This window comes from Shewanella sp. 125m-7 (genome assembly GCF_052977045.1).
Map to the genome: position 1 here is coordinate 1 of NZ_JBRILQ010000066.1, position 17,208 is coordinate 17,208.

The 17,208-nt window shown below is 46.8% G+C and carries 8 protein-coding genes; 5 read left to right on the top strand and 3 right to left on the bottom strand.

The window, feature by feature from the left end; genetic code table 11:
• The first annotated feature begins 229 nt into the window (after positions 1-229).
• From ACVBIL_RS19675 to ACVBIL_RS19685, 3 genes are all read left to right on the top strand, one after another.
• Positions 230-1,285, top strand: coding sequence for a patatin-like phospholipase family protein (locus ACVBIL_RS19675; protein WP_447168632.1), 1,056 nt, complete (start codon positions 230-232; stop codon positions 1,283-1,285).
• Between the two features lie 164 nt (positions 1,286-1,449).
• A complete protein-coding gene (locus ACVBIL_RS19680; protein WP_447168633.1) occupies positions 1,450-2,043 on the top strand; it encodes an LON peptidase substrate-binding domain-containing protein in 594 nt (197 codons plus the stop codon).
• A 59-nt stretch (positions 2,044-2,102) separates the two neighbouring features.
• Positions 2,103-3,041: a pseudouridine synthase gene (locus tag ACVBIL_RS19685; protein ID WP_447168634.1), complete on the top strand. Its 939-nt coding sequence runs from the start codon at positions 2,103-2,105 to the stop codon at positions 3,039-3,041.
• Between the two features lie 360 nt (positions 3,042-3,401).
• Here ACVBIL_RS19685 and ACVBIL_RS19690 read toward each other — a convergent pair whose 3' ends face one another.
• Positions 3,402-5,288, bottom strand: coding sequence for an alkaline phosphatase family protein (locus ACVBIL_RS19690; protein ID WP_447168635.1), 1,887 nt, complete (start codon positions 5,286-5,288; stop codon positions 3,402-3,404).
• Positions 5,289-5,700: 412 nt separating this feature from the next.
• On the opposite strand from ACVBIL_RS19690, the gene ACVBIL_RS19695 reads away from it, so the two are divergent.
• Positions 5,701-6,996 (top strand): sensor histidine kinase, encoded by a 1,296-nt coding sequence (locus ACVBIL_RS19695; RefSeq protein ID WP_447168636.1) that lies wholly within the window; start codon positions 5,701-5,703, stop codon positions 6,994-6,996.
• Entirely contained in the window at positions 6,996-7,535 is a 540-nt protein-coding gene (locus ACVBIL_RS19700) for a response regulator transcription factor (protein WP_447168637.1), read from the top strand. The genes ACVBIL_RS19695 and ACVBIL_RS19700 overlap by 1 nt, the downstream gene beginning before the upstream one ends.
• A 161-nt stretch (positions 7,536-7,696) precedes the next feature.
• Here ACVBIL_RS19700 and ACVBIL_RS19705 read toward each other — a convergent pair whose 3' ends face one another.
• Both ACVBIL_RS19705 and ACVBIL_RS19710 read right to left on the bottom strand, forming a co-directional pair.
• Positions 7,697-8,845, bottom strand: a complete 1,149-nt coding sequence (locus tag ACVBIL_RS19705; protein ID WP_447168638.1) for a putative sulfate/molybdate transporter — start codon at positions 8,843-8,845, stop codon at positions 7,697-7,699.
• Positions 8,846-9,119: 274 nt separating this feature from the next.
• The coding region (locus ACVBIL_RS19710; RefSeq protein ID WP_447168639.1) for a VCBS domain-containing protein at positions 9,120-17,208 on the bottom strand (8,089 nt) is incomplete at its 5' end.

Genomic DNA, 17,208 nt, shown 5'->3' on the forward strand with positions numbered 1-17,208 from the left:
CAGAGTTAACTTAGTCTATACCAGAGTTAACTTAGTCTATACCAGAGTTAACTTAGTCTATACCAGAGTTAACTTAGTCTATACCAGAGTTAACTTAGGCAATCGCTTTAGCGTCGAACGCCTATGGGCTATTGTCCATAATACTTCCCTGTTGCGTCCATGAGGTATCGAGTTTAGGGTATGGCGTAGACCGATTGAAAGCAAAAATGATTAACCCTTAAGGATTTATGTGTCTTCATTACGATTTATCGCCGGGCCAAAGGCGTTTAAAGCATTAACTGAAAATGAGTTTAAACCTGAGCTGTTTTCGCAATTACTTGCGGCCTCTGGTGGGCCTAAATGGATCGGGATCGCCGGCCTTGATCGTTACTTGTATACTGAGTTTTTTAAAGACTTAAATCAGCCTTTACATACGCTTGGTGCTTCATCTGGCGCGTGGCGACTGGCATGTTTGGCGCAATCGAATCCGCAATCAGCTTACGATCGGTTAGAGACGCTTTATATTGGGCAGCGTTACGACACTAAACCGACAGCACGTGAGGTGTCTGAGCAAGTAACCAGTATCATCGAAGGCCTACTTGGGAGTGCTGGCGCGGCTGAAATAGTTAACCATAAGCACATTAATAGCCATTATATTGCCTGTCAGGCGAGGCACCTTAATCGAGTCGGTGGACGTGCACCATTAGCCTTAGGATTAGCCGCAGCAGCGATGACCAACCTAGTCAATCGTAAGAGTCTATCTTTGCATTTTAAGCGCTGTGTTTTTGGTGTTGAGCAACAAAACTCCCCTTTTGCTGTGCTTAATGATTTACCCAGTCAGTTTTATTCGCTGTCACAACGTAATGTCCACCAAGTCTTATTGGCAACGGGATCAATCCCTTGGGTGCTAGCACCAGTGACTCAAATTGATGGCGCGCCCAAAGGCCATTATTATGATGGCGGCATTACCGATTATCACTTTGACTTGCCGTTGCAACATTGTCAGGGTTTAACGTTATACCCGCATTTTTACCCTAAAATGTCACCTGGCTGGTTCGATAAGTCTCTATCATGGCGCTTAGCGAAAGCCAATTATGACAACGCATTAATCCTTGCCCCTACCGATGCTTATTTGCAGGGTTTACCTTATGGCAAGTTACCGGATAGAGGCGACTTTACGCATTTTAACAGCGACAGCAGAATTAAATATTGGCGACAATCTGCAGCGATGAGCCAAGTGTTAGCCGATGATTTAGCTGATGTTATAGATAAAAAATGTGTGCCAGAGCGATTGGAAAGACTGTAATCCCAACCGATATTTGTGTAATAAATCCCATCATAGCGCTGTCTACTTAACCACTAGTGACTCATTTGTGATAGCTGGCTGAAATTTGTTCAGCTGCTACACTTTAGCTTTATTAACCATAGTAAAAATGATGTGGCCTACCTAGTTAAGGGGGGGAGGTTATTATGCAAACACAAGAAATGGCGTTGTTGACCCATGACACCTTGTTGTTACCTGAAGGTCGAGTAGAGATCCGCGTGATCGATCCTCGTTACTTAAGCATGATTGCCGAGATCCTCAAGGGTCACTACCCGCTTGTTTTTGGTATGAGTAAAAGTGACAGTGATTTACCTTGCTATGATATGGCGACCCAGTGTGAAGTGATCGATTTTAATCAACTCGATGATGATTCGTTAGGTCTTGTACTCGAAGGTAAGCAAAGGGTGAGAGTGTTGTCGGCTGCCCAGCGTCGCGACGGGATTTGGATAAGCCGGGTACTGCGTAGCAATAATTGGCAGCAAGAGCCTATTTATGGTGAATTTGAATTAATCAGCGCAGCTTTAGAGCAGTTTTATGAGATAAACCCGGATCTATTTGGCCTGTATGAGAATGATGTGCATCTTGAAGATGCTTCATGGGTGAGTCAGCGTTGGTTAGAAGTGCTGCCACTCTATAATCAAGACAAATTACGATTATTGAATCAACCTAATTGCCACAAGACTATGAACTTCGTGCTGGAGCTCATCAAAGCACACGCTAGAGATAATCAACACACTTAAGCTGAGTTTTGATAAAGTAGCGCCACTTTTGTTTTGCATACTGTTATATTTCGAGTCTTATGAGTTCATCTGTTCGCGCTACCCAGGCTTCTTATGTCGTATTACCGGAAACGGTAACCGACAAACCCACCGTCATTAGTTTTCTTATTAGTCAGTTTTCAGCAATCGCCGCAAGTGTGTGGCAACAGCGTATCCTTGATGGCAACGTTCATTGGCGTGATGGCACCTTGATTACGTTAGATTCTGTATTTATTCCCCGTGAGCGAGTCTATTATTATCGCGAAGTTGAACAAGAGTCACTTATCCCTTTTGAGGAGATATTGTTGCTGCAAACCAGTGATTTTATGCTGGTGTTTAAGCCTCACTTTTTAGCGGTGAATCCGAGCGGCAACTTCGTCAATGAGTGCTTGGTTAATAGACTGCGGATCAAGACGGGTAACCAAGATATAGTCGCTGCACATCGATTGGATAGAGCGACTGCCGGTATGATGTTGTTAAGCTTAAATAGTGATACTCGCCATGACTATCATGAGTTGTTTAAGCGTGGCCGGATCAACAAAACTTACCAAGCCATAGCGCCTTTAAACAGTGAGGTTAAGGCGATGATAGACCAAGGCGCATTAAGTCTTCCTATGGTCTGGACGGTTAAAAACCGTTTGCAGAAAACGACTCCAAGCTTTTTGATGTGCATTAGCGATGGCGAAGCTAATAGCCACTCAGAAATTCGTTTAGTAGAAGTGCATGAGGGATATGGTCTATTCGAGCTTGAGCCTGTCACTGGAAAAACGCACCAATTAAGGGTGCATATGATGAGTCTCGGCATGCCACTTTTAAATGACAGACTTTATCCCGAGTTGCTCGATAAAGCTGCTGATGATTTCGCTATGCCGCTGAAGCTGATGGCGAAGCGCTTATGTTTTATCGATCCAATCACTCAAGAGAAAATCGATATGAGCTGCGAAGGTTTTAACCTGCAAAATGAAGTACAAAATCTATAGCTGTTTTACGAACTTATTGATTGGCACGCTCTTGCTAGAACCTAGAACCTAGAACCTAGAACCTAGAACCTGCTAGCACTCAATTCCAGAGGCTAATCTAACAGCCATAAACAACCTAGAGCACTCGCCTGCTCGTTTCGAGGACGCTTCGCGGCTAGAGCAGACTTCGTCCTGCTATACAGTCAAAAGGCGGCATAAATACCGACCTAAAAACAGGCATCGCTTTTATCTTCTCTTTCTTTTGCTTTTTGTCTTGGCTTTCCGTCTTAGCTTTCTCGGCTTCTATCGGCCGTTAGGACTTTGCTTTTGCCTAGGAACTAGGATCTCGAACCTGCTGTTCCTAGGGCTAGACTCTATGACCTAATGCCTTGGCGGTAAGAACTCTGTTTCACTCATATCAGCATGTAAAACACCTATTTTAGTCGGGGTACCATCGGCTGCGATCTCCACGATGCCGATACCGCTCTTATTGACTAAGCGTTTACTGCGCTCGCCATTTGGCCGCCGGCCACGAATCGACATTCGTTTACGCTTGGTGAAAAAGTTAAGTGGTGAGAAATGCCCGTATAGCCAGCCGTTAAACTTATCGAAAACGGGGAGTAGTTTTTCTGGGAATTGGTTCTTAAAGCCGCTGCAGGTGATTTGGTAAATCTGTGGCCCGCCATGACGAAAACGAATACGTACATCATAGCTAAACGAGTAATGCACATCGCCCGATAAGATGATGAACTGCTCAGGTGTTTTTCTGTGCTGAAAGATACTCAATAAGGTGTTCGCCGTACCTGGATGAGCCATCCAGTTTTCAGCATCGACCAGTAAAGACCCACCGCAAAGTGTGGCGACTCGTTGTACTGTCTCAATCAGCTTTACACCATACATAGGGGCTGGAGACACCATAATGACATTAGGTTGATTGACTAACTCGGCTTGAAGCTCCATTAAGGCTTCCCAGTCCATCAGCCCTGATGGCTTACCTAGGTTTGACTCACTGCGCCAGCGTCGAGTACGGGTATCGAGCACTAAGAGCTTAGGTGTGGTTTGTAGGCTGTAATGCCAATGCTCGAAGCTAAGTAGCTTATCAATAAGGCTATCTTGGGACTCGGTATTGGGGGACTCAAAAAAGCGATTCAAATCCGGTGTGATGTCATTATCGAAACGTTTGGGCGCATTGCCTAACCCTTGGAATATCGTATAAGCAATCAGTGCATTGCCTATTATCCGTTTAGAAAAAGCATGGCCGTATGCTGCCAACTCCCATCTGGCCGTTAAGTTCCAATCGTCGGTAATATCGTGATCATCAAAAATCATATAAGTGGGTACATGCGCCATTAAGCGCCGGACTTGTTTTAAACCGGCTTTAAACTCTAATAGATGGGTCCATTCTCTCTGCCATCTTTGATTATTGACCTTACTTAACCCAGCGACTTCTTTAGGGATCTCAATAAGGTCCCATAGCTCTGGTGACCAATAGAGTAGATAGAGTGCCATTAATTCATTGAGACTAACTAGATGGTTTTCTGCAATCGATGAGGTAAAAATCGGGTGGTTGATATACCAACTCATGATGGCTGTTTTCGACTTATATTGGGTTTTCGGCAGTAAGTTCAAGTGTCGCTGATACATGGCAGCAGGCTGATAACTAATATGGCTGGAGTCTGTGAGCGGTGCATCGATAAATTGCTCTTGATGCAGGCCTAAAAGGGTGATGACCTGACCTATCGCATAGAGCATTGGGCCCGCGATATCATCGACATACACTTGATCTCCGCTCATCATGAGCAGGGCAGGACGCAGGGTAATGTCTTGGCATTGCATTAACTGAGTATCGGCGGCCACTAATGCATCGCTACTATGATGATGCGCGTTACGACAAGATCCATGTAGCAGCTTATCGACTTGAGGTTTTACAATAAACTCACAGGGCTTTTTGTCGGAGTAATTCAGATCCTCAATGCCGTCAAATAATGGCATCGAATCAGCGTCAAATAGCTGATATTGCAGCGAAGTATCTCTGGGTAACAACTTATCTTGTGAGACTTTGACTAAATATTGAAATGCGTGCTTACCAAGGCAAATACACTGTACTTCTTTATCGCTGAGCTCACGATCAAACTCAGCGCCAATGAGTGCTAAGCGTAACGTCGATAACGGCTCGCGGCTGACAAACCACAGAGTGAAGTGCTGCTCATCACAATGGCGTAGGGCAGGGCCCGCGATAATGAGCGGAATGGAGCTTGCTGATAGCATGAATACACTCTTTGCTTAGGTGGACTTTATCAAGAGTAAACCAGTGCTTAGAGGATGAAAAGCCCTTAAGTTGGCTGATTGAGGATATGACATCAATGATGATAACGATAGAGGGGGAGGTTACTAAGGCTGCCGTTTTTCTGGTGCACTCAGTGGCAAGGTAATTTAAAATGATACTATTTATTGCTTGATCTTCTTAGCTTTAATTACTTGCCATTAATTGTTGTGATGTCATCCACATATGGATTAAACGTTCAAAATACGTTAGCCAAAGCTGTGAGCGACTTGCCAGTTTAGCGATTAAAAGCAGGCTATCTTTCAAGTTGGACTCGAAACAAGATTACGTTATTCCCCTTGCGACAAAGTCATGACTGACTTAAAGATGTAAACGATAAAAATAGAATAATGACCCATGATGAACATGCGCTTTAAAAACTTACTCATACGCAATCTTGCTGCGACAGAACAATTAGCTTTACTGAGGTTTGCAGCTCTTCTGCTCAAGATTGGTTTAACCTTTTTTGCCGCCGATACCTTTGGATTATCTCTTACTAGTCCAGTTTTATACTGGGGGATGAGCTTAGAAGCGCTCTATCTCGGGATTACTTTTTGGCACCGTGGCGCGATCTCTCGCCAAGAGAATGGTTTTTTCATTGTCTTGTTAATCGATACCCTTTTTTGGATCTCTTGGCTCTATTTCACGGGAGGGGCAACCAATGCATTTATCTCTTTGTTGTTACTGCCGATTGCTATTGCTGCCGTTGTTCTGCCGCTGTGGGCACCTTGGGCATTAACTCTATTGTCGACTTTTGCGTATAGCCTGATGATTTTTTCAGTGCCAGAGAGTCAAGTGAAGCACCATGGTATGGATATGAGCTCCCACTACCTTGGTATGTGGTTTAACTTCTTAATCTCTGCATTAGTACTGACAACCAGTGTGGCCTATATTGCCCAGCGTATGCGTAAGCAAGAGGTAGAGCTAGGTTATATGCGCGAGGCGCAATTGCGTCAAGAGCGATTACTGGCTCTGGGCACGGCATCGGCGCAGATGGCGCATCAATTAGCCACGCCATTGGCGAGTTTACGTTTGCTGGTGGATGAAGCGGTTGAAGAGCAAACCAGTGAAGCTGAAATACTGCAAGAGATGAACACTGCATTAAATAGATGTGAGCAAACATTAACCTCATTACGTATGGCAACAGAGTCTATTCGAGAGCAGAGGCAAAGTCTGTTGACGGCGAATGAGCTGCTGGTAACACTTGAGCAGCAAGTATTGTTACTCATGCCTGAAATTACCCTAGAGCTTGAGTATTGTGAATTTACATCGCTTCAAGCCTCGACTCCAGTCAGCATAAAAACAGATGCGAGTTTACTGCCTGCATTATTGGCATTAGTTGAAAACGCCGGCAGTGCCAGTTTGGCGCATACCGGCGAAGCTAAAGTGAGAGTGTCTGCCCTGAAAGTGATTGAAAGTGACAGCTTATGTATTTCTGTTAGAGACTTCGGCGCTGGGATCCCCGCACCGATGCAGCTGCAGCTCGGGCATAAATTGATTGAAAGCGAGCATGGTATGGGGATGGCGTTATTGTTAAGTAATGCGAGTTTTGAAAGATTAGGTGGCCAGTTGTTACTTGGTAGCGCAAAAGAGGGCGGCACTGTTGCTGAGGTTTGCTTTCCCTTGTGGCGTGATAAGGCGGTAAAAGCGTAATGGCGAATAAATTACTGGTTATTGAGGATGATACCGCTTTAGCGAATGTATTGGTGCGGCGGATGACCAAGCAAGGGTTCGAATGTCAGCAGTGTCACGACGCCACCCAAGGCTTGCTGCTAGCGAGGCAATTTCGCCCGAGCCATGTTTTGTTAGACATGAAGTTAGCGCAAGATAATGGCCTTAAATTGATCTCGCCGCTTAGGCAATTACTGCCCGATGTGACTATGGTGCTGCTGACAGGGTATGCCAGCATTGCCACAGCGGTAGAGGCGATTCGCTTGGGGGCCGATAATTACTTAGCTAAGCCTGTTGATACCCAAACTTTATTAAGTGCATTATCTGTTAAGTCATTTGAAAGCGATATGGAGCTGTTACAAGAGGAACCCCTATCAACAAAGCGTTTGGAGTGGGAACATATCCAGCAGGTGCTTAATGCAAATAACGGCAATGTGTCTGGCACTGCGCGCCAACTCGGGATGCATCGACGCACTTTACAACGCAAGTTATTAAAAAAACCTACGGCGGATCATAGATAGGTTTTGCCAACATTAGATATAGCGTGTCTTATTGTAAAATGGGTATTATTCCTCCCAATACTGCTGATTGACTAGGGTTGCCTATCGGGGTAAGAAAAAGAAATCCCCGAGCAGAGGAAGCTGCTCGGGTGCAGTCACTGCAGTGAAACACACGCTAATTTTTATGACTTGATGTCAGAATAAATCCGCCATTGGCGCCGCCCCATCTCGAGAACTAAACCCGTCGCGAGTCCTGCAGCCGTGTTGATTAATAAGCAGATAGCGGCAGTGGCTAAAATCACAAAAATACAGAAAGGCTTACCGTCGATAAAGCGCTTTGACCAAGCTAGCTGGGTGCCCGCTATCGCCAACAAACTGCCCAACACCGCAAGTGGAATGAGTGATAACACTCCTGCTATGCCTTGCCCCCAAAACAGCGCGATAAGCAAACAAGTACTACCAAAAATCGTCGGCGCTAACCAAGTGCGCGCCCCAAAGTGATGCTGCACGGCTAGGCCGCCCGCACCATGACACATAGCGGTGGCACCAAAGGGGGCCAGTAACAAATTAGCCCAGCCAGAACTAGTGGCAAAACGCTTTGGTGCAAACTTATCTTTGTTATCTTCAGGGAACTTCTCTTTAGCCATCGCTGAGGTGGCAATGACAGCATTGGTGAGCGTGAGAGCAAGCTGAGGTAAAACTAATAAGCCCGCAGCAGAGGTCCATTCATCAAGGCTTGGCCAACTAAGTTGCCATGCAGAGGAGGCTGAAAGGTCGAAGCTAGGAGCATTGCCGCTGCTCAGCTGCCATATAATCCCCAGACCTAACACCAGCGGCATGGCTAAATAGCGCATTGGCAGGAATTTACTGGCAAATAGTGCGATAAAAGCGACCAGTCCAATTAACCAAGTTTGGCTCATCATCTGTCCCCCCATCCATATTAGCTGTAGGCCAATCGCGAGTTGGATACCAATACTAATAGCGGGGGAAAGTTGCTTTGCCATCCAATTGATAGCGCCGCTATAGGCAAGAACGAGCAGGATCAGTCCCATTAGCATGCCGCTAGCTTGCAACATACCCGGCGTTAGGCCCTGTGCAATGACTAAGGCCGTAATGACCTTCATCGGCTGAATCGGAATTGGGCGACGATAGTAAAAGGCGGTAAATAGTGCAAATAAGCCAAAGCCCATAAAGATCCCTTGCGGGGAAAAATGGTTTAAGGCGATAAGGCCAAGCACTAACGGGAGAAAGGTACCTAAGTCGGCAAAGGCGCCGCTAAATTCCCCTGAATATTTGTTGAGGGTGTCAAAGGGTGTTGTCTTACATCTCATAAAGCTTGCCGTAGGAAATAGTCACTGGGACATCGCAAGATTAATGCCAAGAATTTAATGACAAATACGCCGTAAAAGCCGATTGAGTAAGCTATATTCCAACGCTATAGAGACAAGTTGGCACATGCCGCTCAATCTTATGGTCAATAGGTCTAATATTCATGAGTGTTTAATTACCTCTTTAGTGATATTTGGTAATAGGTTGGAGGCAAAAAAGCAGTGGTAGGGTGACCACTGCTTTTATCGGTTCACGGATTGCTGTGACATCGGATCTTTAAAGCTGATTATGCATATCGTTCAAAGCTTGATGGAGTAGATCATCATCGTTTGCTTGATCAACGCCTTGATGCTCAATAGCATCATCAAGAGTGGTTAAGTCGTTATGGTGTACATCATGCTTATCGTCATCTAGCAGTGGGTTGTCAAACGCATCGACTTGATTGGTATCAAGCATATCGGCATCAGGTTCATTGCTGGTGAGTACCTGCATTTCGGGCAAATCATTCATCGATGACGCAGCGCTTTGTGGCGCGAGATCGTGATGACTCATACCGACCATCTGTAGATAGTGATCGATAGGCTCTGACGCTTCGACTTGGGCGGCGGGGGCTTGCTGCTCTGCTGCTGGGGCTTGCTCTTGAGGGGGAGAGCTTAAATCGTCGCCAGTATGAGTGAGCGTATCATCTGCCTGCACTAAATCATCTGCCTGCACTAAATCATCAGCCTGCATTGGATCATCAATAACGACATTAATCATCGGATCGTCTTGAGGGGCATCACTCGCTACGGTCGCAGGTGATGCTGGGTGGCTAAAGGTCGGGGTGACCGTCATATCGAGCACTTCTGAGCCTAATGTCAGTTTTCCACTGTTGCCGGGCCCGTGGCTTAGTATGCTCACTTGAACATGCATCACCACATCATCATGGTGTGAACCTTGTAGCGCGACTTCGAACCTATCTTCATGTACGCCTACATTTTGCGCCGAGCCATGTGGCCCGGTATGGGTATTGGCGTGCTCTTGATAACTCAACTGCCCTGTTTTGGGGTTTATCGATAAGGTGCCCCATTGGCTGGTATAGGAGGTTTGATAGTGGCCATTAACCAATATTTTCCAACCTTGCTCGGCAACTGGAACTGGGGTTTGGGTTGGCAGTAACGTCGGTGCGCCCAAAGATGCGCCGATATGATGACTGCCAGGTGGGGCTGTCACCACTATGGGTTCAGGCTTTGCTCCAGCGGCGATATTGAGTGCTGAATTAACGTTACCGTACTCATCAGTCATGATGGCTTTGACTATACTGCTTGGCGCCACTTCAAGGGCAATACCGTGGGCTAAACTGTTGGCATCGAGCACATGGTCGACACCATTAATATTAAGGTGTTCCCCGACTTGGGCATCAGCTGCGGCATGCACTGTGGCGGTAATTGTCCCTGTATGGCCTTGAGCAATTTCTGCTTTACTGTAGACATGATCGCTGCCAGGGCTTTCAAAGGTAATACTTGGCATACCCACTTGTGTATCGGTGGCATAGTGCAAGACTTGGCTGGCGCTAGCTGGATTACCTGCAGTATCTGTGGTGGTAACGCTTGCTGTGATTGATGCGTTGTTGGCTAGCTCTGCACCTGCGATATTAACGCTGAAGTGACCGCTATGATCAACCGTTGCGTTATAGCTATGTTGCCCGACAACTAAGTTAACGATATCACCTTGATGTGCATCACCACTGACTTGACCTGTCACGCTAATATCGGTACCACTCTCTTGTGCGTTGATAACATTATCGCTGGTGATGGGATCAAGCTGAATTGCTGCATTTGCCTGAGTATCAAGGGTAAAGGCTTGTGTGCCCGTCGTGGCGCTGCCGAGATTACCGGCGCTATCTGTGGTGATAACAGTGGCTTCAATAGAGTGAATGGGTTGCTGCCCCATCGCATAAATACTGTGGATACTCGCTTTAATTAAAGTCTGTGCAGGAACGGCAATAGAGTAATGCCCTTGAGCATCGACGGAGCCTGTAAGTGAGCTAATTGTAGCGCCATTGATGCTTAAGCTAATAGCATCTCCGGTATTAAAGTCACCACTGACTTGGCCGCTGATATTAATACTTTGTCCTGACTCGGCGAGATTAATTATGTTGTCGGCGGTGACTGGATTTACGCTGATATGAGGGATTGGGTTTTGAGTATCAACCAGTAAATGGGTGGTTATTTCTGGTGTTACGTTACCGGCAACATCAACTGCGCCTACCTTAATGGGATAGTTTTTATCGGCGGCCATATGGCTTTGGTGCTCGGCTGCGTTGAGCGTTAGCTGCCAAGTTCCGTCTGCTTTCACGGTTGCAACATAAACACTATTATCATCTAACTTCACATAGACCTGATCGCCTGCGGCAATGTTAGCGCTTGTGCCTGTGATCACGAGTGGTTGATTATTCTCAACGGCATTGAGTGCATTATCTTTTGAGATTGGGTCAACAGTGACAGTGACTGGCGTGGTATCTAAGGTATAACTAAAGCTAGTGGCTGCCGAGGTATTTCCGGCAATATCAGTTTGCCTCACTTGCAGATTATTTTGGCCCTCAATAGGCGTGAACTGTGTCGTCCAGCTATGTCCGCCATCGATAGAGTATTCCAGTTTAGCGCCTGCTTCAGTGGCAATATTTAACTGGCCATCTTTAGTGATGAGATCGGCAGGTTGCCACGAATGGGCGCTGCTATCATGTTGTAATGCAACACTGGGCGCTGCGACTTGATTGTCTAAAGTAAAGGTGAACTGGGTGCTTGGCGATACATTACCTGCAGGGTCAGTTTGCCTCACGCTCACAGTATTGTGCCCTGACACTGGGATAAAGCTTTGGCTCCATGTTTGACCGTTATCCATTGAATATTCGACGTTGGCACCTTGCTCTTGGCCTGTAATAGTCAATGAGCCATCGTTGCTTATATGATCACCTGCAATGCCCGAATCGTGAGTCAGGGATAAGGTTAATGCCGCAGCGGTTAAATCTGCTGTTGGCGCTGTCTCATGGGTTATTGATGAAACATTGCCTAAGTGATCGGTGACGCTTGCGGTAACAGTGGCGCCGGGGGCAACGTCTATCTCGACTTTGCCAGCTAAAAATTCGGCGTTGCTGATTTGATGGCTATTGCCGTTAATCGTGAGGATATCTGCGGGGTTGGTATCCGCAGGCAGAGCTACTGTCGCTGTGATAGTGCCTGGCGCTCCAACTGCCACCTCTTGAGCATTGTAAATATGATCAGAGCCTGCTGTTTCAAAGCTGATGCTTGGCGCATTGGCATTTGTATCGACGCTGAAGCGATCAAATATACCTGCTGCACCTGATGGCGTTTGGTTGCCAGCATTGTCAGTTGCTTGAATATAGGCGACGTAAACACCATCAGGTAAGTTGCTTGCATCAACACTGTAGCCACCTTTGCCATCTAATGTGGCATGTAGGGTTTCAATGATTTGACTGCCTTGCTTCACTACAATATCAACTTGCGCCGTGTCTAAGCTGACACTGCCGCTGAATGTCGGTTGATGGTCTGCTTCAGTCTTCAAATTAACCTTCGCGATAGTGGGCGCGGTGTAATCGACTTCAATCGTTAGGCTTGATTGGCTTTGATTACCAGCCGCATCGGTAGCTGCGACACATATTGAATGTACGCCTTCAGCTAAGTGACTTGTCGTGAGCTGGTACGTCCCGCTAGCGTCGGCACTTCCTGTGGCGACAATGGTGCCATGCTCATCGCTAATGGTTACCGTTGAGTTGGCTTCAGCAGTACCTGTAATAACGGGCGTGTGCTCATTGGTCAGGTTATCGTGATCTGAAATCCCTGAATCGGAAGTTGCTGTTAAGTCGACATTCGGTGCTGCCGTACTGGTATCCACTTTGATATCGAGTAGTGGCGAAAAGACAGGTAAAACAGATGATGGTGCTAATGCCTTGGCAGATAAATTATGCGTACCGTCAGTAAGGCTTGAAAGGTTGGCTGTGTAATTACCGCTAGCATCCGAAAGCGCATGGCCAACAGGGGCCGTGCCGTCATAAATAGTGACCTGAGAGAAAGGAACATCGGTAGTGCCGCAGATTGTTGGCGTATTGTCATTGGTTAAGTTATCAGTATTTGATGTGCCGCTATCACTACTGGTATTTAGGTCCAAATTGACGCTGTTTGCTGGTGGCGTATTAGTGATCCCCGTTGGTGCTAGCGTCGTTAACAGTGGACTTGAGTTGATTGCAGTACTTATCGTAGGTTGACCACCCGTTATCGCGGGTGCTGAAACGGTTGCGGTTACGGTAAAGGTTAAAAACTCTCTTGTTTCACTACCGTGGCTATCGCCTACTCGTACTTCAAAGACCTCGTGGCCGGTGTAGGTGTGAGTTTGTGGATCGTAACTCATACCTGCTATTGAGTTCGAAGGCTGATAATTATAGGCACCAGAAACTGAGTGAACGCTTATGTTACCAAATTGACCGTGGGGTAGAATGGCATCGTATTGCAGTTGCTGAGCATCACCTTGATCGATATCACCGCCTAAAAGCTGACCGCTAGTATTGGAGGTAGTGTTAAAACTTAAGCTTGGTGCATCGTTAGTGCCGTGAATTGTTACCATTAACTCTTGTTCAGTACCATCGGTCGAATGTACGGTGAACTTTTCGATTAATTGCTGATTAACTCCTAAAGACTGAATTTCAGTGCGTGCATTATCTACAACATAGCTCCAGCTGCCATCTTTTTGCATGGCTAAACCGCCCATTGATGCACTTCCATCGGATTGCTGGTGAAGGTTTTCGGCTTGAAAGCTATTTTCTAACGTATCGGCATCGGTGACGTTAAGTTGGCCGCTGGCTTGTAAGAATGCGCTATTAACAATATGGCTATCTTCAGTTGCTTGGCCTGAGGTATCACCAGATATGAGCGCGAGATCAGCCACGGGTTCGATATGGATAGTGTTACTGGCTTCAACTGAATCGGCGTGGCCATCGTTAACTGTGTACTTGAAATCAACGTCACCATTGAAGTCTTTGACTGGGACAAACTGCATTTTACTTATGTCGCCAGCGGCAATGGTTTGACCGGTAGTAACCGCTTTGCCATCGAGGTAGAATGAGCCTTGTGTAGATGCGTCAGGCGCGCTGGTGATGGCAACACTGTACAAGGTATCGCCTGAATCAACATCAGCAAAGCCAAATTGATTGGCTTGCATTTGATAGCTGACATCTTCTGTACCATGGGGCAAGGCAATAACGGTAACCGTTGGAGTATCGTTGGTTCCGTGTATGTTTATTTGAATTTCATGTTCAGTGCCATCAATTGAGTGAACAATAACCTTATCAATAGCTATCTCACCAGCGCCCAAATTTTGAACAACCGCTTTACTTGTATCTATTTTGTATTCCCATAAACCATTAGCCCCTATGCTGAGATGACCTCCAAGAACACTGGTATAGGGGGCCCATTGTGGGTGCATTGCATCTGTGATAAATGACCTAAATTCAAAATGGTTCTCTCCTGAATCGGCATCAGTTATATGTAACCGGCCTTGAGTCTCTATCATATTACCAAACCATGAAACTGCAGGAGAAACATGCCTGTCTTCAGTGACACTACCTGAATCTTGCCCTGTAATGACTGCGTTATCTTGAACTGCGCTTAATGTAGTCGTTGCGCCAGTATGAGTTACACCGCTATGGCCATCTTTTACGTCATAGCTGAAATGGACTTGGCCGTTATAATCTTTTTCTGGACTGAATGAGAAACTACCGTCTGGATTGGTGCTGATAGAGCCATGATCTACATGCAGATTGGCAATGGTGAGTAAGCCTGCATCGTTTTTATCAACATCCACAGTGTTACTGAGTAACTGCGCTGCAGTGATGGTTTGGCGAGTATCTTCGCTGCCACTTTGTAGTACCACTTCTGATGAGCAATAAGGCCTGTCGTTACTGCCATGAATGGTGATAACGATGTCGTGTGTTGTGCCATCTTTTGAGTGAACAGTAATGGTATCGGTTAGGCTTTGGCCTTCGCCGAGTTGGTCAATCGCGGTGCCGCTAGCTGTGGGGCTGCCGCCATTACCTGCTCTATGCCCTGCATCAGCATGGTAATGCCATGTGCCATCGGTGAGTAAGATTAAGTCTCCATAGGTGCCGTGGTAGTCATAACCATTGCCTCCTTGGCGTTCAAACCCTGATTCGCCAACATCAGGATCGGTTATTGTCAGCTTTCCATCGGCATACAGCGTTTTATTGCCAAGTGTGGCTATCCCTGGTTGGGCATAGTCGGGTGACATATCGAAACCCGCGGTATTTTCGGTGATTGAGCCTGTGTCGACGCCACCAATTTGCGCTTTATCGTCAGTACCGTTAATGATCACCGTGACTTTTTGCTCGGTGCCATCGACGCTGTGAACACTGAGAGTATCGGTTAACGACTCACCTGACTTGAGCCCTTGAATGACCGCTTGCGAGTTATCCGCGGTGTAAGTCCAGTGACCTAAGTTATTGATGGTTAAAGCACCAAACTGACCTTGCAAGGATGTGGCTGCAAACTGGTTTTGTCCCGCATCGGCATCAGTCACGCTCAGCGCGCCATCAACACGAAGCTGACCAGCATGAACGTCTTTATCTTCTGTTACAGAAGCTGCGGAAGTGCCTGCTATGATTGCTTTATCGTCAGTGCCGTTAATGGTGACGCTAATCTTCTGCTCGGTGCCATCGACGCTGTGAACACTGAGAGTATCGGTTAATGACTCACCGGTTTTTAAGCCTTGAATAGCCGCTTGCGAGTTATCCGCGGTGTAAGTCCAGTGACCTAAGTTATTTATGGTTAAAGCACCAAACTGACCTTGCAAGGATGTGGCTGCAAACTGGTTTTGTCCCGCATCGGCATCAGTCACGCTCAGGGCGCCATCAACGCGAAGCTGACCAGCATGAACGTCTTTATCTTCCGTTACAGAAGCTGTGGAAGTGCCTGCTATGATTGCTTTATCGTCAGTGCCGTTAATGGTCAGCGTTACTTTCTGCTCGGTGCCATCGACGCTGTGAACAATGAGAGTATCGGTTAATGACTCACCGGTTTTTAAGCCTTGAATAGCCGCTTGCGAGTTATCCGCGGTGTAAGTCCAGTGACCTAAGTTATTTATGGTTAAAGCACCAAACTGACCTTGCAAGGATGTGGCTGCAAACTGGTTTTGTCCCGCATCGGCATCAGTCACGCTCAGGGCACCATCAACGCGAAGCTGACCAGCATGAACGTCTTTATCTTCCGTTACAGAAGCTGTGGAAGTGCCTGCTATGATTGCTTTATCGTCAGTGCCGTTAATGATCACCGTGACTTTTTGCTCGGTGCCATCGACGCTGTGAACACTGAGAGTATCGGTTAACGACTCACCTGACTTGAGCCCTTGAATGACCGCTTGCGAGTTATCCGCGGTGTAAGTCCAGTGACCTAAGTTATTGATGGTTAAAGCACCAAACTGACCTTGCAAGGATGTGGCTGCAAACTGGTTTTGCCCACTATCGGGATCGAGCAGACTCAGCTGGCCGTCGGTATGAAGAAAACCAACATTTACATCGGTATCTTCGGTTAGCGATGCGCTGGATACGCCGCTAATTCTGGCGACCTCATCGGTACCGTGGATAGAGATAGACACAATTTGGCTAACAGGTAAGCCAGAGCTATCCGTTGCTGTGACTCTAAATGTTTCGCTGGCCACCTGTCCGGCGTGGAGGCCGAGGGTATGCGGTGAGCTGTTGTCCAACTGATACTGCCAAACACCACTTTTTTCATCAATTAGGAGCTGGCCATATTGGCCTTGGGGCTGAGGTACTGCCCAGCTGAGGCTATCACCATGGTCTGGGTCCGTTGTGATTAGCTTACCGTTAACGGTATCAACATTGCCCATCTCATTTAGACTGGCAGCGTGCAGCCCTGAAATGGTGGGAAGGTCATTGCTGCCCTCAATTTCAACACTGATGACAGTATTAACTTTGTGTCCTAGGTTGTCAGTCGCTGTGATGGCAAATTGCTCAGTATGCTGCTCACCTTCAGATAGTGCGTTGGTTTGGGCTGAATGATTGTTTAGGTGGTAATGCCATTGTCCTGTGCTCGCATCTACAACGAGGTCGCCATATTGACCCTGGGAGTGTTCGGTAAACCAGGTGACAGAATCATTGCCTGTACCGAGTGCTTGAAGTTGCCCAGTGACCGTATCAACAACCCCATCTTCTTTAACTTGTTGAATTTGTTCTTGACTATCGACTTGTAACGGCTTTTCATCAGTGCCAGTGCCAGTGCCAGTGCCAGTGCCAGTGCCAGTGCCAGTGCCAGTGCCAGTGCCAGTGCCAGTGCCAGTG

Coding starts and splice junctions, on each gene's coding strand:
- ACVBIL_RS19680 (WP_447168633.1), top strand. CDS start 1,450: ATGCAAACACAAGAAATGGCGTTGTTGACCCATGACACCTTGTTGTTA.
- ACVBIL_RS19685 (WP_447168634.1), top strand. CDS start 2,103: ATGAGTTCATCTGTTCGCGCTACCCAGGCTTCTTATGTCGTATTACCG.
- ACVBIL_RS19690 (WP_447168635.1), bottom strand. CDS start 5,288: ATGCTATCAGCAAGCTCCATTCCGCTCATTATCGCGGGCCCTGCCCTA.
- ACVBIL_RS19695 (WP_447168636.1), top strand. CDS start 5,701: ATGATGAACATGCGCTTTAAAAACTTACTCATACGCAATCTTGCTGCG.
- ACVBIL_RS19700 (WP_447168637.1), top strand. CDS start 6,996: ATGGCGAATAAATTACTGGTTATTGAGGATGATACCGCTTTAGCGAAT.
- ACVBIL_RS19705 (WP_447168638.1), bottom strand. CDS start 8,845: ATGAGATGTAAGACAACACCCTTTGACACCCTCAACAAATATTCAGGG.